Raw genomic sequence first — 25,805 nt, 5'->3', positions numbered from 1 at the left:
GCAGCGGGTGGGACGACCCGATCCGGATATCCGATTTGAGGCCCAAATCCCGGGCCGGACGCCCGGCGATGGCGGCCTGAATCAAGGCGCGGGCCTGACCGCGTCGATCACCGTGAGGTGTTCCAGCGGCTCGGCACCCACGCGCGAATCGGTAATCAGGATGGTCGCGCCGGGCGTGAGCGCAGCCTTCACCTTTTCATAGAAGCCGCGTGGCAAGCGCAGACGGTTGAGCACGGCCTCATCGACCGCGCGCCCTTCGTCATCGCTGTGGCCGGGAAGCCCGACGAAAACCCATTGCGGCTTCCCGCCCTGCGTCACGAGCGTAATCACATGGCTGCCGGGATCATCATCATTCACTTCGGCAATGCTGCGGCCGATCTCGGTCCCGTTGCGCAGCACGACCACGCGCTGGTCGAGCTTGGAAACGATGATCGAGAGCGGCCCCTCGCGCTCCAGTTCGGGCTTCCAGCGATACTGCTCGCCGCCTGCCAGAGGTTGATGCTCGACCGCCTCGCCGCGATTGTTGAACGGGGTGAGCAGGCTGTTGTCGCTGGTACGCATATGCGTGGCGGCATCGCCTTGGACAACGACCGTGACGCCCAGCTTGGTGATGGAGAACAGTTCGCGCGCGAACTCATAGGGCAAGTGAACGCAGCCGTGGCTCTCGGGATAGCCGGGCAAGCCGCCTGCATGAAGCGCGACACCATCCCACGTCAGCCGCTGCTGATAGGGCATCGGCGCGTTGTTGTACGTGCTGGAACGGTGCTTCGCATCCTTCTGAAGGATGGTGAAGACACCAGTCGGCGTGGCATAACCGTCCTTGCCGCTGGATACCGTGGCCGCTGCGATGCGCACGCCGTTGCGATAGACCAGCGCGATCTGCTTCGAGAGATCGACATAGACCAGGACCGGCCCCGAGGGCGCCACGGTCGGCGCCCAGACCCATTCGCCGGGCTTGAGATTTTCGATCCGCCGCGCGAATTCGGGTGGAGACGTTGCCTTGGCGCCTTGCGCGAAGCCAGGGTTCGTCCAGCACATTACGCCAAGCACACATGACGCGCCCAGCGCCAGCCTTGTTCCTGCCTTCATCAGGTCCTCTGCAACTCCACGTCGAACGGCCGCTCCGTTTTGCGTTCCGCCGGTACTGCCTTCAGCAGGATTTCAGCGGACTGTGCCGCGCTGGATGAAATTGACGATGGCAAGCAGGATCACCGCGCCGAAAAACGCCACGATCAGGCCTACGATGGAGAATTCCTTGACCGATCCGGCAATTCCGAAGCGGTTGGCGATGAAATTGCCGATCACCGAGCCGACGCAGCCGACAACGATGTTCCAGACAATACCCATCGATGCGTCGCGGTTCATGACGAGACTGGCGAGCCAACCGGCGACACCGCCCACGATCAATGCGATAATCCACCCCATGTCCATCTCCTGACCTCTTCCAGCCGCTCAAGACCATCCTGAACGTACCGAAAGTGCTGACACACCAGAACATCGAACTTTTAGTAGAACACGTGCAATGCAGACTGCGCCCGGATGCTTCGATCGTCAATGGATACTGTGTGTTTTCACAGGGTCACAGGCGGCTATGGGTTTTCGGTCTGCTCGGTAAGCCGCACCATCAGGGTATCGGGACGGACCCAGGAAAGCAGCGACGAGGCACGGCTGCCCACTGCCAGTCGGCGCAGAACGCCGCCGCCCTGCGTCCCCAGCACAACAAGGTCCGGCTGATAGGCCTCGATCGCCTTACCCAATGCAACCTCCGGCTCGCCGCCTGCCAGAACGCCCTCGATCCGACCGGGATTAAGGTCCGCAAAGTCCGACGAGGCGAGGAATTCGGCCATGTCTCCCTCGGCGCGGGCCAGCGTTTCCTCCATCACGTGATCGGCCACGCCCCACCCCTCGAAACCGACGTGGAACACGTGCACCACCCGGATCGCTGCGTCGGGAAACAGGCGGGCCGCTGCGAGAACCGCTGCCTTGGATGCTACCGAAAAGTCGCTGGGCACAAGCAGGCGGCGATAGAGCCCCCGCTGGCGCTGCTTGACCACCAGCACCGGCACTTCGGCATGGCGGACAAGGTAATCGACCGCCGTGCCGAGGAAATAGTCCGAAATCTGGTTGAACCGCGCCACTCCGGCCACGATCAGCGCCGCGCCCTGTTCCCCGGCGACCCGCGCGATGGTGCCCGGCGGCGAGCCTTCCGGCAGCAGGATTTCGGCGCTCTCGCCCAGTTCCGGCAGAGTCTCGCGCACGCGGCTTTCGACCAGTTCTTCCAGCAGTCCGGTGTGGCCCTCCGGCTTGACGACATGGACCACTTTCACCGCCGCGCCGAGGTCGCGCCCCAGTTCGAATGCCCGGTCAATCGCACGGTCGCTTCGGGCACTGAGGTCCGTCGCCACCAAGATCGCACCCATCGACATCGCCAAACTCCCTGCTGAAATCGCTCCGGGATCCGGAAACCTAATCGAAGCCGGCGACGAGGTCACGCCTCATGCATCGGCTGCCCCGCTCATCCGCTCACCGCGTTGTAGCCGCTGTCGACATAGACGGTCTGCCCGGTCACGAAGCGCGCCTTGGGGCCCAGCAGGAACGCCGCCATGTGGCCGATCTGCTCGATCGTCACCAACTGGTGCAGCGGCGCCTTCTCCGAGGCGAGGCGGATCAGCGCGTCGAGGTGCGAAAGGCCGGAAGCCGCGCGCGTGCGCACCGGCCCGGTCGAGAGAGCATTCACGCGAATTCCGGACGGCCCAAGCTCCCCGGCCAGATAGCGCACACTCGCCTCCAGCGCGGCCTTGACCGGGCCCATGATCCCGTAGCTGGGCACGACCTTTTCGGAGCCGTAGAAACTCATCGTCAGGATCGCTCCGCCCTCGTTCATCAGCGGCTCGGCATGGCGGGCGAGGCGGATCAATGAGTGGCAGGAGACGTCCATTGCCAGGCAGAACCCTTCCACCGAGCTGTCGACCACGCGGCCGTGAAGGTCCTCCTTCGGCGCGAAGGCAATCGAATGGAGCAGGAAATCGAGACTGCCCCAACGCTCCGCAATTTCTGCGAACAGTGCCTCGACTTGGGCCGGGTCGGTCACGTCCAGCGGCGCGAAGATCGGGGCTTCCAGTTCCTGTGCCAGCGGCTCCACGAAACGGCGCGCCTTGTCGTTCTGATAGGTGATGGCCAGTTCGGCACCCCCGGCCCGCAAGCCCACCGCGCAGCCCCAAGCGAGCGACTGGTCGTTCGCCATGCCCACGATCAGTCCGCGCATATGCCGCCTCCTTTCGGTGACTCTTACTCGTGTCTCAGGGCGTCGATGGGGTTGAGACTGGCTGCCCGCCGCGCCGGAAAATAGCCGAAGACCACACCGATAATCGCAGAAACCGCGAAAGCACCGAGATTGACGCCGGGCTCGAAGATCCACGGCACGCCCATCAGCGGCACCGCCGCGGCGACCACGATTTGTGCGAGGATCAGCCCGATCAGTCCGCCCAGGCATGACAGCACGATGGCTTCCACCAGGAACTGCATCAGCACCTCGCTCGCCACGGCGCCGATGGCGAGGCGGATACCGATCTCACGCGTGCGCTCGGTCACCGAGACGAGCATGATGTTCATGATACCGATCCCGCCGACGACAAGGCTGATCGCCGCCACGGCGGCAACGATCCGCGTCAGCATCGTGGTCGTCTGGGTCAGCGTGTCCGATATCTGCTTGGTGTCGAAGATGTTGAAGTCATCTTCCTTGCCGGCGGTGATCCGCCGCCGTTCGCGCAGCAGGTTGGTCAGCGTGGACTGGACCTGCTCGCTCGAATAGTTGCCGTCGATGCCCACAAGAATGGTGCGGATCGTGGTGGTGCCCAGGAACCGCCGCTGCACGGTCTTGAGCGGCATGATGACGGTATCGTCCTGGTCGCCGCCGAACCCGGCCTGCCCCTTGGTGGTAAGCAGGGCGATCACGTCGCAGCTCACCTGCCCCAGACGGAAGCGCTTTCCAACGGGATTGGCATTGCCGAACAGGTTGCGCGAAACGGTGGAACCGATGATGCAGACCGCCTTGCCCGCACTTTCCTCATCCTCGGAAAACAGGCGCCCTTCCTGTAGCGGCCAGGGCTGGATCTTGAAGTAGTCCGACGTCGTGCCGTTGATCGTGGTGGACCAGTTGGCGCCCTCGAAAATCGCGGTCGCGCTGGACGAGACCGACGGGGCCACAGCGGTCACCCCGCCCACTTGCTGACGGATTGCGACGATATCGGATGGGTCGAAATCACGCGGCGTGGTGCCGCCGCCGCCGCGACCGAAGCCCTGCCCCGGACGGACTTGCAGGATATTGGTGCCCAGTGCCGCAATCTGCTGCGTCACTGCCACGGTGGTCGCCCGGCCCAGCGTTACCATCGACACCACCGCGCCAACGCCGATGACAATGCCAAGCATCGTCAACAGCGAGCGCAACACGTGACGGCGGATCGAGCGCAGCGCGAGAAGGAGGATCGTGCTCAGCATCAGCCGGTAACTCCGGAATCGGACGCATTCGGCGCGGCCTGACGGGCGTTGCCCTGCTCGATCCGGTCGATCAGCCCGTCTTTGAAATGGACGATCCGCCGCGCGAATTCGGCCATGTCAGGCTCGTGCGTGACCATCAGCACAGTAATTCCGGAATCGCGGTTGAGCGTGGAGAGAAACTCCATGATCTCGATCGAGCGCTGGCTGTCGAGATTGCCGGTGGGCTCGTCCGCCAGCAGCACTTCGGGATTGGTGACGATGGCGCGCGCAATCGCCACGCGTTGCTGCTGGCCGCCGGAAAGCTCGCCCGGCGTGTGGTGCGCCCATTCGGCAAGGCCCACGCGCTCAAGCGCATTCATCGCCGCCTTGCGCCGTTCATGCTTGGCATCGCCGCGATAAAGCAGCGGCAGTTCCACGTTCTCCAACGCCGACGTGCGCGCCAGCAGGTTGAAGCCCTGGAACACGAAGCCAAGGTACTTGCGCCGCAGCAGCGCGCGCTGATCGCGGTCGAGCGTTTCGACGTGGTGGCCTTGGAACAGGTATTCCCCGCCGCTCGCCACGTCGAGGCAGCCGAGGATGTTCATCATCGTCGACTTGCCGGAACCCGAGGGGCCCATGACCGCGACGAAATCACCCGCCATGATGTCGAGGTCCACGCCCTTGAGCGCGCGGAACGCGGTCTCTCCCTCGCCGAAGACCTTGGTGATCCCGCGCAGGGCGATGAGGGGTACGGCGTCGGAGCCGGTTTCGGCCACGGCCCTGCCCTCAGCTTCCGTTCGAGGCGAGCTGGCCGGTGATGACCTGCATGCCGGGCTTGAGTTCGCCGCCCACCACTTCGGTCTGCTGGCCGTTGCTGGAGCCGGTGACGACCCCGATGGCCTGCGGCTTGCCGTCTGCGCCCAGAATATAGATCGTCCGGCGCGATCCGCGTTCCACCGTGGCGCTCTTGGCCGCCGGCTGGCCCCGGCGCGGCGGACGGAAGCCGATCGCCGAAGTGACGCCGCCGCCCGATTTCTTCGCGCTGCCGCTGGTTTCGGGCGTGAACGAGAGTGCGGCATTGGGGATCAGCAGCACGCCGTTCTTGTCCGAGGTCACGATCTCCGCCGTCGCGGTCATGCCCGGGCGCAGGCGGAAGTCTTCATTGGCCACAGACAGGTCGGCCGCATAGGAAACCACCTGACCGGTGGTGCTGGTGGTCGAGGACGTGCTGGACGAAGTGGCCGAGGACACCGTCTGGTTGGAGCCGATCTCCACGCGGATGATCTTCGCGGGGAAAGTCTCGCCCGGGAAAGCGTCGACCGTGAAGTTCGCCGCCTGCCCTTGCTTCACGGTGCCCACGTCCGCCTCGTCGATGGCGACTTCCAGCTTCATCTTGCTGAGATCCTCGGCAATCACGAACAGCGTTGGCGTGTTGAACGAGGAAGCCACGGTCTGGCCGGGATCGACTTCACGCGCGAGGACCACGCCCGAGACCGGAGAGACGATCAGCGCGCGGGAGCGCTGCGTCTGGCTCTGCGCCAAGGTCGCCTTGGCCGCCTCCACATTGGCTTCGGCGGTCTTCAGGACAGCCCGTGCGCGTTGGACATCAGCACGGCCCGCCTGCAGCTCGGTTCCGGAAGGCACCTTGCCGCCCGACAGCCGTGAGACTTCCTCAAGACGAGCAAGCTGCGCCTGCGATTCCGCCAGCGTCGCCCTTGCCTGCGCGACTTGCGCCTGATTGGCATTCACTTGCGCCGTGTACTGGCGGATCTGGTCCTCGATCTGTTCGGGATCGATCTCGGCAAGCACTTGCCCGCGCTCGACCCGATCGTTGACGTCGACCAGCACCTTGACCACGAGCCCCGAAAGCTGCGAACCGACCGTCACCTGATTGGTCGGTGCCAGCCTGCCGGTGGCGGCCACCGTGGTGACGAGGTGGCCTTTCTCGGCCTTGGTCGTGGCGTAGTTCACTTTCTCCGCGCCGCCGAAGCACTGCGAGAGCAGCAACGCCAGAGCCACGACAAGCGCCAGCGCCGTCCACGGCACCCACTTGCGCTGCCACAGCGGGCGCTTGTCGGCACCGAGGAATTCGTCGAGGGTTTCGTCGGCCATGCTCAGTCGGTTCCCTGTGGCTTCGTGGCGAGCGCGGTGTAATCGGCGCCGGGGTCCCAGCCGCCGCCGAGCGCGTTGTAGAGGGCGATCATCGCAGTCGCGCGGTCGGCATGGGCCTGGACCAACCCGTTCCGCGCGGAAACGAGCGCGATTTCCTGCGTGTTCAGCGTCGTGAAGTCGGTTAGGCCGGAGCGGTACTGCATCCGCGCCAGGAGCGCCGAATTGTTCGAGGCGTCGAGCGCGATCGCGAATTCCTTTTCCCGCGCTTCGGCCGTCTGCAGCGCGACCACGGCGTTCTCGACATCCTCCATCGCGGTCAGGACCGAGGACTTGTAGGCCGCAAAGGCACCGTCCGCCGCCGCGCGGCTGGAGCGGACTTGCGCATTGAGGCGGCCACCGTTGAAGATCGCCTGGCTGATCCCGCCGAACAGGCCGCCGGTGATCGTCTCGAACAGGCCGCCGAAGCTGGCCGCATTGGTGTCGATGCTGGCCGAGATGTTGAACTGCGGGTAAAGCTGCGCCTTCGCCACGCCGATCTCGGCCGTCGCCGCCGCCAGATTGCGTTCGGCCGAGCGTACGTCCGGCCGCTGGCGCAGCACGTTCGCGGGGATGCCTGCGCCGAGCTCGCGCGGGCCCACGGGAATGGGTTTCGGCGCCTCCATCAGCGGGCGCAGCGCACCCGGCGCCTGCCCGGTGAGCACGCCGATCCGGGCCACCGCTGCCGCATATTGTTGCTCGATCTGCGGGATTGCCGCCGCCGCCTGCGCGCGGCTGCCGCGGGCCTGCTGCTCGTCGAGCGAGGATACCAGCCCGGCCATCACCCGCCAGTGGGCGATGCTCAGGTTGTCGTCCTGAATGGCCAGACTGGCCTGGGCATTGTCCAGCTGCGCCTGATAGCCGCGCGCCAGCACATAGTTGCGCGCCACTTCGCTCTCCACCGAGAGCAGCGTGGTCGCATAATCGAAGCCGGAGCCTTCGAACTGCGCCTTGCTGGCTTCCACCGCGCGGCGGTTTCCGCCGAACACGTCAAGCTGATAGCTGGCATCCGCGCCCAGCGAAAAACTGGTGCTGCCGCCGCTGCCGGCAACGACCACGGTGCCGTCCGGCTGGGTGAGCGTGGTACCGCCGCCCTTGAGCGGTTCGGTGCGGTTGATGCTGCCCGACGCCGAGACCGAGGGGAGCAGCGCGGAGCGGCTGATGACCAGCGATTCCCGCGCCTGCCGCAGCCGCGCCAGTGCCTGCGCCAGATCGAGATTGGCGGCGGCCGCCTGATCGATCAGTTGGGTCAGCACGGGATCGTCGAATGTCTGCCACCAGTGCGTCAGGTCCGCAGCAGCCGGCGGCGCGGTGACCGACCATTGGTCAGGCACGCCGAGTTCGGCCGCACTCTTGGGAGCGTAGTTCGGCCCGACCGTGCATGCGGAGAGCAGACAAAAGGCAAGCGGGAGCGGAAGACGTCGGACGATTGCAGCTCGCAAGTTCGAGGGACTCCACAGCCCTTGGGGGAGCGCGAGGATGTCCTTGTTTTGCCTTTCAGGTCAAGGTGAAAGGCCGCAGATAAATTGTTGCAACGTGTATCAGCCGCCCCAACGAAAATGGCCGGCGCAAGATGCGCCGGCCATTCATGGTCCATGATTTGGATGAGACTTAGAGCGTGCTCATGTCGATCACGAAGCGATAGTGCACCTCGGACCGTTCCATGCGTTCGAAGGCGTGGTTGATCTCGTCCATGCGGATCATCTCTACTTCGGGAAGGATGTTCTTCTCGGCGCAGAAGTCGAGCATTTCCTGCGTTTCGGCGATGCCGCCGATCAGCGAACCGGCAATACGGCGGCGGCCGAAGATCAGCGGCGTGGTGATCGGCTCGTCCACCGGGCCGATCTGGCCGACCAGCACCAGGCTGCCGTCTATATCCACCAGCGGCAGGTAGGGATTGAGATCGTGCTTCACCGGCACGGTATCGATTATGACGTCGAAGCTGTTGGCAGCCGCCTTCATCGCCTCGACATCGCTGGAGATCAGCACGCGCTTGGCGCCCAGATCCAGCGCATCCTGCTCCTTGCCCGGCGTGCGGCTGAACACGGTGACGTCCGCGCCCATCGCGGCGGCGAGCTTGACCGCCATGTGGCCAAGACCGCCAAGGCCGATCACGCCGACGCGGCTGCCTTCGCCCACGTTCCATTCGCGCAGCGGCGAATAGGTGGTGATGCCCGCGCAGAGCAGCGGGGCCGCCTTGGAGACGTCGAGACCCTCGGGCATGGTGAGGACGAATTCCTCGCGCACGACGATGGCGCGCGCATAACCGCCCTGCGTCACTTCGCCGGTCACCTTGTCGAGACCGTTGTAGGTGCCGGTCCAGCCGTTGCGGCAATAGTTTTCAAGGTCGCGCTCGCACTGGTCGCAGTGGCCGCAGCTGTCGACAAGGCAACCGACGGCGACCGTATCGCCCACCGCGTGGCGCGTCACTTCGGGGCCGACCGCCGTCACGCGGCCGACGATCTCGTGGCCCGGAACGATCGGGTACCGCGCGCCTCCCCAGTCGTTGCGGGCGGTATGCAGGTCCGAATGGCAGACACCGCAGTAGAGGATCTCGATGGCGACATCGTCCGGACGCAGGTCGCGGCGCTCGAACTCGTAGGGGGCAAGCGGAGTCTCGGGAGACTGGGCGGCATAGCCGATGGTCTTCATGTCTGGGGAGATCCTTGGAGGAAGAGTGCCTGGGAAAGGGTATTTTCGGGGAATCGGATGCCGCAATGCAGCATACCCTCATATAGGGACAGCGAACGCTCACGAAAACCGGAGGAAATCGCAATGCAGTCATGATAGAGGCTCATGAATGCAACGTGAGCACATGGCCGACCTCATCGCCTTCATCGCCGTCGCCGACGAGGGCAGTTTTACCCGCGCGGCCGCCAAGCTGAGTTCCTCGCAATCGGCGCTGAGCCATACGATCCGCCGGCTGGAAGCGCGACTCGGCGTTCGCCTGCTGGCCCGCACCACGCGCAGCGTCGCGCCCACCGAGGCGGGCGAGCGGCTGCTCGCCAGCCTGCGCCCGGCCTTTCAGGAGATCGACCAGAGCCTGACCACCATCGGGGAACTGCGCGAGCGTCCGGCCGGCACGATCCGTCTGACGACCACCGAACACGCCGCCCACGAACTGCTCTGGCCCTCGCTCAAGCCGTTCCTTGAGCGCTATCCCGAGATCAACGTGGAAGTCAGCGTCGATTCCGGCCTGTCCGACATCGTCGCCGACCGTTTCGATGCGGGTATCCGTCTGGGCGAGTCGGTCGCGCGCGACATGATCGCGGTCTGCATCGGGCCGGAGATGCGGCTGGTGCCGGTTGCCTCGCCCGAATATCTCGCGCGCCACGGCAGACCCGTGACGCCGCACGATCTTGCCGGCCACCAGTGCATCAACTTGCGCTTCCGCACGCGCGGCAATCTCTATGCCTGGGAATTCGAACGCGATGGCCGCGCCCTGAACGTCCGCGTCGATGGGCAATTGACGTTCAATTCGATGCCGATGATCCTGAAAGCGGCGCTGGACGGCAGCGGGATCGCAATCATGATGGAATCGTTCTCGCGCCCCTATGTGGAATCAGGCGCGCTCGTTCCGCTGCTGGAGGACTGGTGCCAGCCCTTCCCCGGATATCACCTGTACTACCCCAGCCGTCGCCAGTCTTCCGCCGCCTTCCGCCTGCTGGTGGACGCGCTGCGTTATCGCGGCGGGTGAATGTCCGGCGCCGCCGATCGGGCAGCGCCGGACCCGTTCATCAGCCCCCGATCGTCGCCATCAGTTCGGGCGGATAGCGATCGCCCTCGATGGCGATGGCATCGGCGGCTGCCTGAAGCTCGGCCAGTTCGGCGGCCGAGAGCTCGACATCGGCAGCGGCGATGTTCTCCTCCAGCCGGTGCAACTTGGTCGTCCCGGGGATCGGCACGATCCAGGGCTTGCGCGAGAGCAACCACGCCAGCGCGATCTGCGCCGGGGTCGCACCCTTGGCATCGGCCACGCGGCGTAGCAGGTCGACCAGCGCCTGGTTCTTCTCCATCGCCTCGGCCGTGAAGCGCGGCAGGCGGGCGCGGAAATCACCGGCGGCCAGTTCGGTGGAGGCATTCATCGCCCCGGTCAGGAAGCCCTTGCCCAGCGGCGAATAGGGCACGAGGCCGATGCCGAGTTCCTCGCACGTGTCGATGATGCCGTTGGTCTCCGGCCCGCGCGTCCACATCGAATATTCGTTCTGGAGCATCGCCACCGGCTGCACCGCATGGGCGCGGCGCACCGTGGCGGCGGCCGGTTCGGACATGCCGAAGTGGCGCACCTTGCCCGCCGCGATCAGGTCCTTCACCGTGCCCGCCACATCCTCGATCGGCACATTCGGATCGACGCGGTGCTGGTAGAACACGTCGATCACGTCGATCCCGAGCCGCTTCAGCGAGGCATCGGCAACCGTCCTGATCTGCTCCGGACGGCTGTTCATGCCCTGCATCTCGCCATCGACGATGTTGAAGCCGAACTTGGTCGCGATCACCACCCGGTCGCGCACCGGGCGTAGCGCCTCGCCGACCATTTCCTCATTGGTGTAGGGGCCGTAGACTTCGGCGGTGTCGAAGAACGTGACACCGTGATCGACAGCCGCGCGGATCAGCGCCACGCCGTCCGCCTTCGCCACCTTGGTCCCATAACCGAAATCGAGGCCCATGCAGCCGAAACCGATGGCGGAGACTTCCGGTCCGGTGCTGCCGAGTTTGCGCGTCTTCATGCGAATTCCTTTCACATCGTGCTCCTCTTTGGGGGGACTTGAGGAGCGAGCGGCAAACTAGGGCAAAACTTCGCGAACGATTAGCGCGATCAGTCGGCACGCAGCCATGACCGGGGTTCATCAATGCGTGCGGCGCAGCACCTCGCCCGCGAACTCACGCAGCATGGCGGCCAGCGCCTCAAGCCGCAGCGGCTTGGTGAGATGCGCCTGCATCCCGGCGTCGAGCGCGGCCACGGTATCCTCTGGGAAGGCATTGGCGGACAGCCCGACGATGGGCAGTTCGCTTGCACTCACACCCGCCTCGCGCAATGTCCGCGTGGCATCGTGCCCGCCCATGCGCGGCATCTGGATATCCATGAAGACCAGCGCATAAGGCTCGTTCGCAGCGCGCGCCGCCATCACCCGGTTGACGGCTTCCTCGCCGTCTTCCGCGAACTCGTATGGCACACCGAGCCGGTCGAGCATGGCCCCGGCGACCATGCGGTTGACCTGATTGTCCTCGGCCACCAGCACCCGGCCGGCCAGTTCCAGCGGCTCATCCCCGCCCTCACCCGGCCCGCCCTCGTTCGCGTCGAGCGCCAGTTGCAGCGGCAGGCGCAGGCCGAATGTCGAACCCTCGCCCGGCAGGCTTTCGACCGTGACAGTGCCCCCCATCAGCGCCGCCAGCCGCGCGCAGATCGCGAGGCCAAGGCCGGTACCGCCGAAGCGTTCGTGGATGGTGGGATCGGCCTGCGTGAACCCGTCGAAGATGCGCTGCTGGCGGTCCGAGGCGATGCCGATGCCGGTGTCGCTGACGGCCACAACCAGCCGCCGCGCACCGCTCTCACGCTCGACCCGCGCAGCCAGCGTGACTTTGCCGCTCTCGGTGAACTTGATCGCATTGCTCATCAGGTTGTCGAGGATCTGGCGCAGGCGCAGCTTGTCCCCCCGGATCCACTGCGGCACTGCCGGATCGAGCGCGAGATCGAGCGTAATCTGCTTGTCCGCGGCGGCCTGCCGGAACAGTGCAATCGACCCGGCCAGCAGATAACGCACATCGAAATTGCGCTCGACCAGTTCGAGCCGCCCCGCATCGATCTTCGAAAGATCGAGGATGTCGTTGAGAAGGCTCATCATGTTGCGCCCGGAATCGAGGATGACCTCGACCTGATGGTGCTGTTCGGGCGGCAGTTCGGCGCGGTGAAGCAGTTCGGCGAAACCCAGCACGGCGTTCATCGGCGTGCGGATGTCGTGGCTCATGTTGGCAAGGAACGCGCTTTTCGCATCGGCGGCGGCACAGGCCTCGTCTCGGGTGCGCAGCAGTTCGTTGCGCAGTTCGGCCTCTTCTGTGCGGTCCGCCAGCACGCCGAACAGCCCCGCCGGACGGCCCCGCTCGTCAAGCTCGACGTTGGCCACCACCTCGACATGACGCAGCGCCCCGTCGGCGCGGTAGAGCCGCGCGGCGAAACGGCACGGGGTGCCATGCTCGCGCGCGGCGACAATCGCGGCGGAAACGATGGGCTGGTCATCGGGATAGTAGAATGTCAGCACTTCCGCTGGCGTGGGCACGACGCTGCCCTTCTCCACCCCGTGAATATGGTACAGTTCGTCCGACCACATGAGCGTGCCCGAGATGAAATCGAGCCGCCAGTGGCCGGCATGGACCGTCGCTTCGGCCAGCATCAGCAGGCGGTTGCTCTCGTTCAGTTCCTCAACCGCCAGCCGCCGCTGTTCGGCCACGCGGGCAACTTCGCCGGTGGCGCGCTCCACCTCGCGCGAGATCGTCCCCTCGCGCCGCACGAAATGGCCGAGCAGCATGCCCAGCAATACCGTGACCAACCCGCCGCCCAGCAGCACGCTGAGCGGCTCGTTCGACAGCGTGCGATCCTCGAACGGCGGCAGGCTGGACCATTGCAGTGTCCAGCGGCGCCCGAACACATCGACATTCTCGGTCCTGACGAACAGCGGCGTGCCGCTTATCTGTTCGGTGCCAACCGCATAGAGGCGATGCGCGGGATCGGCATGATCGCCATCGAACACTTCCAGCGCGAAGTCCTGCCCCTGCCGCGAGGTGAGCCCCGCGACGATGTCATCGAGCCCGATCGGCGCATAGACCCAACGGAAGCCGTTCTTCTCGCCGTCATGACCATGCGCCGCATTGCCGAGCGGCAGGATCAGCAGAAAGCCCGGCTGCGGCGGACGGTGCGGCAGCAGCGCGATCGGTGCGGTCATCGTCAGGCGGCCGCTTCGCCGCGCCTGTTCCAACCCCTCGCGCCGGTGCTGTTCGAAACCGAGATCAAGCCCGTAGATCATGCGGTTGTGTTCCATCGGGGCGACCAGCGTGACGATGAAATGCTCGGAGCGGCCCGGACCGAGGCGAATGTTCGGCGGGGACATGCCGCCCCGTGCGGAATTGGCGACAAGGCGCGCGATATCGCCCGACGCGGCCGCCTCGACCGTGCCGATACCGCGCATTCCGGGCAGATGGCGCTTGATCCCGGTGGCGGCGACATAGTCGGACCAGCCCTGCTCGCTCATCGCCGGGTTGACCGCAAGCACCCCGGCGGCACCGTCAAGCGCCTGCGAATAGATTTCGAAGCGGCGGTCCAGCGCGCGTTCGGTCTCTGTGGTCAGCGCGAAGAAACTGGCGTGCGCGCGCGAGAATTGCTGCTCGGCGCTGTGCTTCCACAAGGCGAACGTCACGCCGATGGAAAGCGCCAGGCATATCGCCACCGTGGCGGTCACCCCCCGCATCGGCCGCCCCCGCCAGCGCAGCGGCACCGGCGAACCCGGCGAGAACAGCAGCGTCGGCAGCACAACGACAACGCCGAGCACGTCGCCAAGGTACCATGTGCCCCAGTTGCGAAGCGCCAGTCCCGGATCGACGCGGCCAGCCAGCGCCAATGCCGAAACACCCGCACTCGCCGCGATCATGCAGGGCCCGAACACCACGAGTGTAAGGAAAGTGGCCGTGCGCCGCACATCGGTCAGTTCGACCCCGGCGGAAAAATGCCGCCGCACGCTTGCCGCGCCCACCGTAGCCTGCACGCTGGCGCCCAGGCCCAGTATCGCCCCCATGCCAAGCGCAAGCCCGAACGGAAGATGGCCCGGGGCCCCGTCCAGAGTATGCCACAGATTGACTGTCAGCGAGCCAAGCCAGACTCCCGGCCAGCAGCGCCGCCCCCAGACCAGCAACCCTGCCAGCGCCACACCCGAAGCAGGCCAGACCAGCGTCGCATAACCGGGCGGAACCGCGAGATCGAGGCCCGCCGCGCCAGCCAGCGCATAGGCTGCGGCAAGAACCGCCATCCGGGCGAGCACCACACTTGCGCCCACGGAATCGCCATGAGCCCTGTCGCGCGCAAAAAACCGAGCCATGCCCGTCATCCCCGATTCTTAGCGCGATATCGTCCCGAACCATGCGCTTGCACTGCGGTTTTCCCCGGGTATCCTGCCGAAACCCGTCGACAGCAGGGCGCCGCGCGCCATGTTGTCGCCAACAAGACCGATCCGGCCAGCAAGACAAGCCGCCGGACAGCACGCAGCGGAGTTGGATCATGTTGCAGACCGCCGAGGCTCCGCTCATCGATGAAGAGGAACTGGCGCGCGCGATGGAGGCGCTGGGTGAGGAACGGCTGGTGCCGATCCTCCAGACCTTCGCGGCAACGGTGATGGACGAGGCATGGGAGATTGCCTCGGCCGTCTCCGGGCGCGAGCCCGAGCGGGCGCGGCGGCTGGCCCATGCGATCAAGGGCGCGGCTTGTAACCTTTGCGCCACCCGTCTGGCACGCGCGGCCGAAGTGCTGGAGACGCAGAACCTCGACGCCGATGCACTCGCGCTGCTTCTGGCAACTGCGCGCGAAACCGGCGACTGGATCGCCCGGCGCTATCCAGACTAGACCGCTCAGGCCGCTTCGTCCGCCCCCTGTCGCAAGGCCAGCAGCGCCTGCGAACGGTTGTGTACGCCCAGCGCCCTGTAGATCGCCGAGAGGTGGGACTTGATGGTCGGTTCGGTGAGGCCAAGGCTGTAGGCGATCAGCTTGTTGGACTTGCCCTGCGCCAGCTCCGACATGACGCGAAGCTGCGCCGGAGACAGCTTGCTCGCCAGACCTTCGCCCTGCTCCTCACGCGGAGGGAACCAGGTTCCGCCTTCAAGGATCACGGCGATCGCCGATTTCATCTCCGCAAGCGGCGCAGTCTTGTTGAGGAACCCCCGCGCGCCCAGCGTCGCCGCCTTGGCGGGAAGGTCGGCAGCGGCATTGCCGCTCACCACCAGCACCGGCATCCGTGGCGCGATCGCCTGAACCGCGGCAAGGTTGGCCAGCCCCTGGCAATCCTTGAGCGCAAGGTCCAGCAGCAAAGCGTCGAAGCTTTCGGCAGCAAGCAAATCCCGAATTCCGGCAAGCGTTTCCGCTGTCGAAACCAGCATGGAATTGTCAACTGCGTGAACAGCCGAGGTTAACGCCGATACGCAGATCGGGTGGTCGTCGGCAATGATCAGACGTCGAATCAAGAAGCCCCCCCAAGTGTTCGTCAATCGCGCAACTGCCCCGTCTAGCGCGAGAATCTGCCACTAAATCCACACTTACATCCAAAAGTATGTTCGATCCAGCAACGATTGCATACCTTGGTATGAACCCATGAGAATGGAAAGGTTTCGCTAACCAGACGAGTTCACCTCGAATGGCATGACTTACGCGCAAACCCGTATTGCAACCAGCACCGCCGTCCTGGCGACCCTGCTCGCGTCCCAGCAGGCGCATGCCGCCAATGTGGCCGCGGGAACGCTGATCCAGAACACCGCCTCGGCCAGTTTCACCACCGGAACCGCCACCCGCACAGTGGATTCGAACACGGTGACAGTGAAGGTGGACGAACTGCTGGACGTAACGCTGGTTACCAAGGACAGCGCGCCGGTTTCGATCTCCACCGGCAGCGCGGTCCTGACTTATCAGCTGACCAATACCGGCAACGGACCGGAAGCCTTCAACCTTACCGCGAACCCGACCGTTTCCGGCAACCAGTTCACCGCCACGGTCACCTCGATCGCCTATGACAGCAACGGCAACGGCGTTTATGACGCGGGGGTCGATACCGTGCTCCCTTCGGGCACGGCGACGCCTTCGGTCGATCAGGACAAGTCGCTCACGCTCTTCGTGATCGTTACCGGTCCAAGCGGCATGACCGACGCGCAGACCAGCAAGGTGAACCTTGCGGCCAGCGCCGTTACCGGCAGCGGCACGCCGGGCACCACTTATGCCGGCAAGGGTCAGGGCGGGGGCGATGCCGTGGTCGGTGCCTCCGGCGCCAGTGCCAATGCCAACGGACCGCTAATCGCGAGCGTCGCCACGGTCGGCCTCGTGAAGTCCGCGACCATTGCCGATCCCTTCGGCGGCACTCAGCCGGTTCCCGGCGCGACGGTGACCTACAAGCTGGTCGCAACCATCGGCGGCAGCGGCTCCATCAGCGGCCTGCGCCTGACCGACGCAATCCCGACCGGCACGACTTACACTGCCGGCACGCTCAAGCTGGACACCACAACGCTCAGCGATGCGGCCGATGCGGACGCGGGCAAGGCCTCTGCCAGCGGCATCGACGTGCTGGTGGGCACGGCCGCTGCGGGCTCCACGCATACCGTCACGTTCAACGTCACCATCCAGTAAAGGTCGCCCAGCGATGAACCGCAATATCCCTGCCCGCCTGATTTCCTCAGCAGCAGCTGCCGCTCTCGGCATTGCCTTTGCCGGAGCCGCCTCGGCGGCCGAGCCCGTCTCACTCAAGGGCGATGTGCAGGTGGAGAAGGTCGTGACCGAAAACGGCGCGGCCAAGACCGTTCTGGCCCCACCGACCACGGTCGTTCCGGGCGACAGGCTGCTGTTCACCACGCGCTACAGCAACGATGGCGACAAGCCGGTCGACAATTTCGTCGTCACCAATCCCCTGCCCGCGCCGGTGCGCCTTGCCGCCGATGAGGGCGGCTACGACGTCTCGGTCGACGGCGGAAAGACCTTCGGCAAGCTGGCCGCGCTGACCGTCGCCGATGCGGCAGGCACGCGCCGCGCAGCACAGCTTGAGGACGTTACGCATATCCGCTGGACGCTGGCGCACCTCGCGCCTCGCGCGGCGGGCGCCCTGGAGTATCACGCCGTGGTCCGCTGACCCGGCAAGAGATTTCCGCCACGGGCCGCGGGCGGGGGTAGGCGCGGCTCACCCTACTTGAAGGAACTTCGTTCATGACACGCACCAGCACGCTGCTGGGTGCGGTGAGCTCGCTTGCGCTCGTCGCGCTTGGCTCCAGCCCCGCCTTCGCCACGGGGACCACGGCCGGCTCCACTATCCAGAATACCGTGACGGTCGGCTATCAGGTCGGCGGGGTCTCCCAGACCTCCAAGTCCGCGTCGGACACGTTCACGGTCGACCGCAAGGTCAACGTCACCGTCACCGAAGTCGGCAGTTCGGCCACGGTCGTCTCGCCGGGTCAGCTTCAGGCGGTCTCGACATTCAAGGTCACCAACCTGTCGAACGACACGCTCGATTTCGCACTGACTGCCGCGCAGCAATCGGGCGGCAGCGCGGCCTGGGGCGGCACCGACAACTTCGACGGTTCCAACGTCAAGATCTACGTCGACAGCAATGGCGACGGCGTGTTCACCTCCGCCGATACGCAAGTCACCTATCTGGACGAACTGGCGGCCGATGGCGCCAAGACGATCTTCGTGGTGATGGACATCCCCTCCACGCAAGTGACCGGCGATATCGCCACCGTCGTCCTCACCGCCACCGCGCGCGCGGGCGGCACGTCGGGATCGATGGGTGCGGCGCTCACCACCAGCGCGACCAACACCACCGGTGTCGATACCGTGCTGGCAGACGCCGCGGGCGCGACCGACGCAGCCAATGACGGCGCGTTCTCCGCCAAGGACGATTACAAGGTCAGCGCCGCCGCGCTTACGGTCCTCAAGACCAGCCGCGTGGTCAGCGATCCGGTCAGCGGGACCACCAATCCCAAGGCCATTCCGGGCGCGACGATCGAGTATTGCATCTCCATCGCCAATGCGACCGGCAGCGCCACGGCCACCAACATCTCGGTGAACGACCCGCTGCCCACGAACGTGACCTACGTCACCAGTTCGATCCTGCTCAACGGCACCGTCAGCGGCAGCACCTGCAACGCGGACGGCACTTCGGGCGGCACTTTCGCAAGCAATACCGTGACCGGCACGCTCTCCGACATCGCGGCGGGCGTGACCCGCACGCTCATCTTCCGCGCCACGATCAACTGACGGCTGCTGGCGGGCCGGGTGCGATACTGGACGAACTTCAAGCAGGCAGCAGCGTCCTTCGGGGCGCTGTTGTCGCTTGCCTGCGTCCAGCCGGCCGAAGCCGGCACCATTTCCAATATCGCCGATGCCGCATGGTCGCAGGACGGCGGTGCCCGCACGATCCGCTCCAACGAAGTCAGCTTTGATGTCGTGCAGACCATTGCGACGATCCAGACCTTTCGCCCGGTCTCGTCCTCCTCGCTGTCGACGCCCCTGGCCGCATCCACTTGCGGCGGCACCGAACTCTCCGCCACGGCGCGCACGACAACGAGCGCCACGCTGACCGCCATCGCCAGCGCCAAGACCTTCCATATCGGCGAGGATCTGGTGATCCGGATCGAAGCGGCCAGCGCCAATCTCGATGCCTCGGCCATCGATACCATTACCGTCACCCTCACCACCTCGCAGGGGGACGCGGAAGAGATCACGATCTACGAAACCGGCACCAATACCGGCGTCTTCGCAGGATCCATCCCAACCACCGCAATCCCGCCCGCCCCCAAGGCCAACGACTGCCGCCTTAGCGTCGCCAACAACGATACGATCACCATCGCCTACAACTCCGCCACCACGCACAAGACCATCGCCAGCACCGTGGTCGCCGTGCTGGCCGATCCCTACGGCATGGTGTTCGACAGCGAGAGCGGCAGCGCCGTCAGCGGTGCGCGGATCACGCTCATCAATGCCGACACCGGCCTTCCCACCCAGGTCTACGCCGATGACGGCGTCACGTCGTGGCCCTCGACCGTGGTGTCGGGCGAGCCAGTGACGGATGGCGCGGGCAATACTTATGCCTTCGCGGCGGGCGAGTACCGCTTCCCGCTGGCCCCGCTCGGCCGCTACCGGCTGGAGATCGAGCCGCCCGAGGGCTACTCCGCGCCCTCCACCGTTGCGCGCTCGGCGCTGGCGAAGTTTACCCGGCCGGACGGCAATACGATGGTGATCGAGGACGCCTCTTTCGGGGGCGTGGTGACGCTCTCCTCGCCCGCGCCGGTGCGTGTCGACATCCCAGTGGACGGCAAGGAAAGTGCCGTCGCGCTGACCAAGACCGTCTCGCGCGCCAGCGCCAATCCCGGCGACGTGGTATTCTACACGGTAAGCGTGCGCAATTCGGACGCCGGACGCGCCAAGTCCGGGGTGGTGCTGGTCGATACCCCCTCGGAATGGCTGCGGCTGCGCAAGTCCTCAATCCGCGTCGACGGCGCCAAGCCGGAGCATCGTGCAGTGACCGTCGCCGCAGACGGCAGCCGCCTGACGATCAACCTCGCCGCGATCCCTGCCGGCGGCACCCGCACGGTCGTCTACGCCATGAGCGTGCGCGGCGATGCCCCGGCCGGGCAGGCACTCAACCTTGCCGAGACCACGGACCTGCGCGGCGATGTCGAAAAGGCCAGCGCCGTGGTGAAGATCGAGAAAGACACCATCGCATCGCGCGTGACCGTGATCGGCCGCGTCAGCACCGGGGACTGCACCTTAACCTCGGGCCGGCAGGGCATTCCCGGCGTGCGCGTGATGCTGGAGGACGGCAGCTTTGCCATTACCGATGCCGATGGCCGTTTCCACTTCGAGGGCCTCGTCCCCGGCACCCATGTCGTGCAGGCAGCGCCCGATACGCTGCCCGCAGGTGGTCATTTCGTCGATTGCCGAAGCTCGGTGCGCAATGCGGGCAAGGCGAACTCGCTGTTCGCCATCGGTCAGGGCGGCAGCCTCGTCACCGCCGATTTCTATGCCGTGATTCCCGCGAGTGCCCTGCCCGCGCCCGTCGATACCAAGACTGCTGCGCCCACCGAGCCCACTCCAGACGGCGCACCCGTGCTCGACGATGCCAAGGCTGCAGGCGGCGGCGTCGACTGGCTGGCCATGGGTGACGGCCCCATCGATTTCCTGTTCCCCGCGCCCGATCACAACCCGCGCGCGCCTGCCATCCGCGTGGTGATCCGCCACAAGCCCGGCCAGAAGGTGGACCTCACCGCCGCCGGCAAGACGGTTCCCGCGCTCAGCTTCGATGGCGTGAAGAAGTCCGCCGATGGCCGCTATGCCGTCAGCATCTGGCGCGGCGTGCCGCTTGACGGGGAAGTGACGCACTTGGCCGCGACCGTGCGCAATACCGATGGCTCGGTGGCGGCAGAACTCTCCCGTAACGTGCATTTCGCCGCCGCGCCCGCCCATGCACAGATCCTGCGCGAGCGTTCGCACCTTGTCGCCGATGGCCGCTCGCGCCCGGTGATCGCGCTGCGCCTGACCGACCGCAAGGGCAACCCGGTGCGCGCGGGCGTCTCCGGCGCGCTCTCGATCAACGCACCTTACGAAAGCGCCGCCGCCATCGAACGGATGCAGCAGCGGCAGCTCAGCGATTCCGGCAGCACTTCGCCCACCTGGACGGTCGAGGGCGACGACGGTGTTGCCATGGTCGAGCTGGCGCCCACCATGGTCTCCGGCCCGCTGCACCTGACCTTCACTTTCGCAGACGGCGAAGTTTCCAGCACGCAGGATCTCGAAAGCTGGGTGGTTCCGGGCGACCAGAAATGGACGCTGGTGGGTCTTGCCGAAGGTTCAGTCGGTTCGCAGTCCATCGCCGACGCCATGCAGCAGAGCGGCACGTTCGACAGCGACCTTGGCAAGCACGCCCGCACCGCCTTCTATGCCAAGGGCCGCGTGCTGGGCAGATTCCTTGTCACCGCCGCCTATGACAGCGCCAAGCAGCGTGACGATCAGGTGCTGCTGGGCACCATCGATCCCAAGGCCTATTACACCGTCTTTGCCGATGGCTCGACCCGCCGCTTCGACGCCGCCAGCCGCGACAAGCTCTACGTGCGCATCGAAAGCCGCACGTTCTACGCGATCTACGGCGATATCGACACGGGCTTCGACCAGACCCAGCTTGCCCGCTACGTCCGCACCGCCACCGGCACCAAGGCCGAGGGACGCCTCGGCGCGGTCCATGTGCAGGGCTTCGCCGCGAAGATCGAGACCAGCCACCGCCATGACGAGATTCAGGGCGCGGGCATTTCCGGGCCCTACAGCCTTTCGTCCAAGGCCATCGTCGCCAATAGCGAAACGGTGACGCTGGTCGTGCGCGACCGCTTCCGCTCCGAACTGGTGGTGGAGAGCACGCCGCTGACGCGGTACCTCGATTACGATGTCGATCTGATCTCGGGCACGATCACGTTCAAGTCGCCGGTGCTCAGCCGCGATTCCGACCTGAACCCGCGCTTCATCGTCATCGATTACGAAGTCGACAACAATCTGGACCATGGCCAGTGGAATGCGGGCCTGCGCGGCGACGTGACGCTGGCGAACGGCGCCTTGCGCCTCGGCGCCTCGGCCATCTCCGACCGCGATGGCGAAACCCATACCGAGATCGGCGCGGTCGATGCCCGCCTGCGCTTCGGCCCCCGGTCCGAACTGCGCGCAGAACTGGGCGCCAGCCGCGCGAACGAGCAGACGTCAGAGGCATGGCTGGTCGAAGTGGAGCACCACACCGGCAAGCTGGACATGCTGGCCTATGCCCGCTCGATCGATGCCGATTACGGCACCAACCAGCAGTCCATTGCCGAGCGCGGCCGCCGCAAGTTCGGCGTGGACGGGCGCTACACTTTTGCCGAGGGCCTCAGCCTCACCGCCAGCGCCTGGCACGACGAGAGCCTGACCGACGCCGCCCGCCGCGATGCCGTGAAGGCGCAAGTGAACTGGCGCAACGGCCAGACCGACTTGCGCGCGGGCGTGACCGAAGTGGCCGACCATCTGGCCGACGGTAGCGACGCCAATTCCACCGTCCTCGAATTCGGCGCGACCCGCCGCCTGCTGGGCAACCGGCTGGAACTCTCCGCCGATTCCAGCTTGCCGCTGGGCCGCACGGATTCGGTGGACTTGCCCACCCGTCACCGCCTTGGCCTGCGCTATGCGGTCACGCAGGATATTCGCGCCACTGCCAGTTACGAGATCGCGCTGGGCGATGCGATCAACGCGCGCACGCTGAAGGGCGGGTTCGAGACCGCTGCATGGACCAATGCGCGCGTTTCGGGCGGCATGGGCTTTCAGGACATCGGCGAATACGGCAACCGCGCCTTCGCCGCCTATGGCCTTGCCCAAAGCCTGCCGGTGACCAAGAGCCTGACGCTGGACGCCACCGTGGACGGCAACCGCACGGTGGGCGGCGTATCGGCTTCGAAGATCATCAACGAGTTCCAGCCCGTCACCAGCGGCGGCCAAATCAGCACCTCCGACGCGTTGCTGTTCGAGGATTTCACCGCCCTGACCTTCGGCGCGGCATGGCGGCATGACCGCTGGTCCGTAACCGGCCGCGCCGAATGGCGGGACGGCGAAGTGACCGACCGCAAGGGTCTGACCTTCGGCGCAATCCGCCAATTGGGCGAAGGCAGCGTGGTCGGCTCCGGCGTGACCTGGACGCATGCAAAGGCGGAAGACGGCACCGTGAGCGAAGTGACCGACGCCGCCATCTCGCTCGCCCACCGCCCGGCGGAATCGCCCTTCGCCGCACTCGCCAAGCTGGAATACCGCAGCGACCGTTCGGTCGTCGGCACCGACGGCAATTCGGACGCGGCCGGCAACAGCGCGCTTTCCGCCAGCGACAATGCGACGGCGCGTCGCCTGCTCGCCAGCCTGTCCACCAACTGGTCGCCGCTCGGTTTGGTTAACGCAAAGTTGGTTAATGGTGGGGTAGGGAAAAGCATGGTCCACCGCATGGAGCTGGGCCTGTTCGTGGGGGGGCGCTACAGCTTTGACCGTTACGAGGATTTCGATCTGGCCGGCTTCACCGCCGTCGCGGGCCTCGATCTGGGCGTCGGCATCGGCAACCGCATCGCGGTCGGCGGCACCGCCACGGTGCGCCGTGCCTTCTCCGAACACACCACCAGCTTCGCGCTCGGCCCGCAGATCAGCGTAGTGCCTACGCAGGACATGCTCTTGACCATCGGCTACAACGTCACCGGCTTCCGCGACCGCGACTATTCGGCCGCACGCAGCACCAACAAGGGCGTGTTCGCCACCCTGCGCGCCAAGTTCGACAAGAACAGCCTGGGCTTCCTGGGGCTGGGCCGATGACGGCGCGCCTGTTTGCCCTTTTCGCCGCATTGGCCGCGCTGCTGCTGGCCGGCACCGCACAGGCGCAAAGCGCCACGGCGGCATGGTCGAGCCTTGGCCTGTCGAACGGCGGATCGGTCGGCGCATCGACGACGATCACCGCCAGCGACGGCACCACGGTCAGCACCGCATGGAGCACAACTCAAAGCACGACGAATGGCAGTTCGATGTCGGTAGCGTCGGGCTACAACAACTACGTGGTCTACAACACGAGCGCCATCGGCAACGTCAGCCCCAACTTGCTGCTGAACTTCGATTCCACTCGCTACGATGCCGCCAACAAGATCACCCTGGACATCACGCTGAACCGCAGTGTGACCGGGCTCTCTTTCAGCCTAGCCGACGTCGACAAGGAATCCTCCAATCAGGACGCGGTGACGGTCTATTACGACACCGGCAACGGCACCTTCGTGAACGCCCTCGGCACCTCCTACTGGACGGACGGCAGCGCCGTCAGCACCAGTTCGGACGGCTGGTATGGCAATGCCGCCAGTTCCACATCGCAGACGCGCGGCAACATCGCCTTCGACTTCGGTACCCAGTCCGTGAAGCGCATTCGCATCGTCTACAACAGCTACGCCGTCTCCGGAAACAGCAACCCGAGCGCACAGTACATCGTGCTCTCCAACCTTGCCTTCAATGCCAAGGGCGCTGACCTTTCGCTGGCCAATACCCTGCTCACCAGCAGCCCGACTTCGGGCGGACTTGCAACGTTCCGCCTGACGGTAGCCAACGCCGCCACGTCCACGGACACCGCGACCAACGTGAAAGTCACTGACACGCTGCCGAATGGCTTCACCTATGTCTCCTCGAACGGCACCGGATCCTTTAACGCCACGACCGGCGTGTGGACGGTGGGATCGGTAGCGCCGGGCGCGAGCGTCACCATCGACATAACTGGCACCGTCAACGCCAGCGCTGGCGCCATTCTCACCAACACGGCGGAGATCACCGCCAGCGATCAGAACGATCCGGACTCCACCCCTGGCAACGGCGTCACCAGCGAGGACGACTATGCCAGCGCCACGCTCACCGTCACCGGCAGCCGCGTCGCCGGCACGCCGCCCACGCTTTCCTGCGCGGCGGGAACGGTGGTGTTCGACTGGAGCAACCGCGCGTGGACGGCGGGCAGCACCAGCAATTCCTATTCGTTCGACACACTCGGCACGATCAGCTTCGCGCTCGCCAATCAGGGGACATGGCTGAGCAGTTCGACTTATGGCGGCCAGTCGCCGGTGCGGCAAAACGTCGTCAACGGCGGCCTCAACGACTATGCGCTGTTCGAGATGGTCAACATGCCGAACATCAGTGCCGAGGCGACGACCACAATCACCCTGCCCACGGCCCTCCCCGGCGCGCAGTTCAAGATCTTCGACGTCGACTATTATTCCGGCCAGTTTGCCGACAAAGTGACCGTGGAAGGCCGCTACAACGGCGCCACCGTCACCCCCACGCTGACCAACGGCGTCTCCAACTACGTGATCGGCAACAGCGCCTATGGCGACGGCCTCAGCGACGACGCCAGCGCGGACGGCACCGTCACCGCCACCTTCTCGCAGCCGATCGACACGATCATCGTGCGTTATGGCAACCACTCCATGGCGCCCAGCGATCCCGGCCAGCAGGCCATCGCCCTGCACGATATCACCTTCTGCCGCCCGAGTACGACGCTGGCCGTTTCCAAGACCAGTTCGGTCGTCAGCGATCCGGTGAGCGGGGCCAACAATCCCAAGGCGATCCCCGGCGCAACCGTGCGATACTGCATCCTCGTAGCCAACACCGGCAGCAGCGCGGCCACCAGCGTCGCGGCTTCGGATCCGATTCCGACGACGCTCACATATGTTGCGGGGAGCATCTATTCCGGCGGCGACTGTGCCAGCGCGAACACGGCGGAGGACGACAACGATACCGGCAGCGACGAAAGCGATCCCTACGGCGCGTCCTATGCCTCAGGCACCGTCAAGGCCAGCGCGCCCACATTGGCGGCGGGAACGAGCTTTGCGATCCGGTTCGACGCAACAGTGAACTGAAACGAAAACGGCGCCCCGTT

Annotated in this window: 19 protein-coding genes; 7 read left to right on the top strand and 12 right to left on the bottom strand. The window is 65.7% G+C overall.

Annotated elements, in window-relative coordinates:
• Positions 1 to 81: 81 nt before the first annotated feature.
• The 9 genes from AC1VVK_RS16740 to AC1VVK_RS16700 form a co-directional block, all read right to left on the bottom strand.
• Positions 82 to 1,038, bottom strand: a complete 957-nt coding sequence (locus AC1VVK_RS16740) for a L,D-transpeptidase (RefSeq protein ID WP_482905190.1) — start codon at positions 1,036 to 1,038, stop codon at positions 82 to 84.
• A gap of 123 nt (positions 1,039 to 1,161) precedes the next feature.
• A complete protein-coding gene (locus tag AC1VVK_RS16735; RefSeq protein WP_132385045.1) occupies positions 1,162 to 1,425 on the bottom strand; it encodes a GlsB/YeaQ/YmgE family stress response membrane protein in 264 nt (87 codons plus the stop codon).
• A 164-nt stretch (positions 1,426 to 1,589) separates the two neighbouring features.
• A complete protein-coding gene (locus tag AC1VVK_RS16730) occupies positions 1,590 to 2,420 on the bottom strand; it encodes a universal stress protein (RefSeq protein WP_482903865.1) in 831 nt (276 codons plus the stop codon).
• 95 nt (positions 2,421 to 2,515) lie between these two features.
• Positions 2,516 to 3,265 carry an enoyl-ACP reductase FabI gene (gene fabI, locus AC1VVK_RS16725; protein WP_482903864.1) on the bottom strand — a complete coding sequence of 250 codons (750 nt, stop codon included), beginning with the start codon at positions 3,263 to 3,265 and terminating at the stop codon, positions 2,516 to 2,518.
• 23 nt (positions 3,266 to 3,288) lie between these two features.
• Complete coding sequence (locus tag AC1VVK_RS16720; RefSeq protein WP_482903863.1) at positions 3,289 to 4,497, bottom strand: ABC transporter permease; 1,209 nt, start codon at positions 4,495 to 4,497, stop codon at positions 3,289 to 3,291.
• Positions 4,497 to 5,252 carry an ABC transporter ATP-binding protein gene (locus AC1VVK_RS16715; protein WP_482903862.1) on the bottom strand — a complete coding sequence of 252 codons (756 nt, stop codon included), beginning with the start codon at positions 5,250 to 5,252 and terminating at the stop codon, positions 4,497 to 4,499. The genes AC1VVK_RS16720 and AC1VVK_RS16715 overlap by 1 nt, the downstream gene beginning before the upstream one ends.
• Positions 5,253 to 5,262: 10 nt before the next feature.
• The gene (locus tag AC1VVK_RS16710; RefSeq protein ID WP_482903861.1) at positions 5,263 to 6,588 is read right to left on the bottom strand and encodes an efflux RND transporter periplasmic adaptor subunit; all 1,326 of its coding nucleotides are present in this window, start codon (positions 6,586 to 6,588) and stop codon (positions 5,263 to 5,265) included.
• A 2-nt stretch (positions 6,589 to 6,590) separates the two neighbouring features.
• A complete protein-coding gene (locus AC1VVK_RS16705) occupies positions 6,591 to 8,054 on the bottom strand; it encodes an efflux transporter outer membrane subunit (RefSeq protein ID WP_482905189.1) in 1,464 nt (487 codons plus the stop codon).
• 181 nt (positions 8,055 to 8,235) lie between these two features.
• On the bottom strand, positions 8,236 to 9,276 hold the full coding sequence (locus AC1VVK_RS16700; RefSeq protein WP_482903860.1) for an NAD(P)-dependent alcohol dehydrogenase: 1,041 nt from the start codon (positions 9,274 to 9,276) through the stop codon (positions 8,236 to 8,238).
• 148 nt (positions 9,277 to 9,424) lie between these two features.
• Here AC1VVK_RS16700 and AC1VVK_RS16695 point away from each other — a divergent pair, with 148 nt between their 5' ends.
• Entirely contained in the window at positions 9,425 to 10,321 is an 897-nt protein-coding gene (locus AC1VVK_RS16695; RefSeq protein WP_132385038.1) for a LysR family transcriptional regulator, read from the top strand.
• Positions 10,322 to 10,361: 40 nt separating this feature from the next.
• On the opposite strand, the gene AC1VVK_RS16690 is transcribed toward AC1VVK_RS16695, so the two are convergent.
• The gene (locus AC1VVK_RS16690; RefSeq protein ID WP_482903859.1) at positions 10,362 to 11,351 is read right to left on the bottom strand and encodes an aldo/keto reductase; all 990 of its coding nucleotides are present in this window, start codon (positions 11,349 to 11,351) and stop codon (positions 10,362 to 10,364) included.
• A 120-nt stretch (positions 11,352 to 11,471) separates the two neighbouring features.
• Positions 11,472 to 14,708, bottom strand: coding sequence for a CHASE domain-containing protein (locus tag AC1VVK_RS16685; protein ID WP_482903858.1), 3,237 nt, complete (start codon positions 14,706 to 14,708; stop codon positions 11,472 to 11,474).
• 179 nt (positions 14,709 to 14,887) lie between these two features.
• On the opposite strand from AC1VVK_RS16685, the gene AC1VVK_RS16680 reads away from it, so the two are divergent.
• Positions 14,888 to 15,229: an Hpt domain-containing protein gene (locus tag AC1VVK_RS16680; protein WP_482903857.1), complete on the top strand. Its 342-nt coding sequence runs from the start codon at positions 14,888 to 14,890 to the stop codon at positions 15,227 to 15,229.
• 5 nt (positions 15,230 to 15,234) lie between these two features.
• Here the strand turns inward: AC1VVK_RS16680 and AC1VVK_RS16675 are convergent, their stop codons facing one another.
• The gene (locus AC1VVK_RS16675; protein ID WP_482903856.1) at positions 15,235 to 15,843 is read right to left on the bottom strand and encodes a response regulator; all 609 of its coding nucleotides are present in this window, start codon (positions 15,841 to 15,843) and stop codon (positions 15,235 to 15,237) included.
• A 175-nt stretch (positions 15,844 to 16,018) separates the two neighbouring features.
• Between AC1VVK_RS16675 and AC1VVK_RS16670 the strand changes: the two genes are divergently transcribed.
• The 5 genes from AC1VVK_RS16670 to AC1VVK_RS16650 all read left to right on the top strand — a co-directional run bounded on the left by AC1VVK_RS16670 (position 16,019) and on the right by AC1VVK_RS16650 (position 25,785).
• The gene (locus AC1VVK_RS16670; protein ID WP_482903855.1) at positions 16,019 to 16,993 is read left to right on the top strand and encodes a hypothetical protein; all 975 of its coding nucleotides are present in this window, start codon (positions 16,019 to 16,021) and stop codon (positions 16,991 to 16,993) included.
• A gap of 13 nt (positions 16,994 to 17,006) precedes the next feature.
• A complete protein-coding gene (locus AC1VVK_RS16665; RefSeq protein ID WP_482903854.1) occupies positions 17,007 to 17,489 on the top strand; it encodes a hypothetical protein in 483 nt (160 codons plus the stop codon).
• Positions 17,490 to 17,563: 74 nt separating this feature from the next.
• A complete protein-coding gene (locus AC1VVK_RS16660) occupies positions 17,564 to 18,613 on the top strand; it encodes a hypothetical protein (protein WP_482903853.1) in 1,050 nt (349 codons plus the stop codon).
• A gap of 18 nt (positions 18,614 to 18,631) precedes the next feature.
• Positions 18,632 to 23,716 (top strand): hypothetical protein, encoded by a 5,085-nt coding sequence (locus tag AC1VVK_RS16655; protein WP_482903852.1) that lies wholly within the window; start codon positions 18,632 to 18,634, stop codon positions 23,714 to 23,716.
• A complete protein-coding gene (locus AC1VVK_RS16650) occupies positions 23,713 to 25,785 on the top strand; it encodes a proprotein convertase P-domain-containing protein (protein ID WP_482903851.1) in 2,073 nt (690 codons plus the stop codon). The genes AC1VVK_RS16655 and AC1VVK_RS16650 overlap by 4 nt, the downstream gene beginning before the upstream one ends.
• The last annotated feature ends 20 nt before the right edge of the window (positions 25,786 to 25,805 follow it).

The sequence above is a fragment of the Novosphingobium sp. BL-S-32 genome (assembly GCF_056857055.1).
The sequence above is the reverse complement of the archived record's forward strand: the minus strand, read 5'-3'. Positions and strand labels throughout refer to the sequence as shown.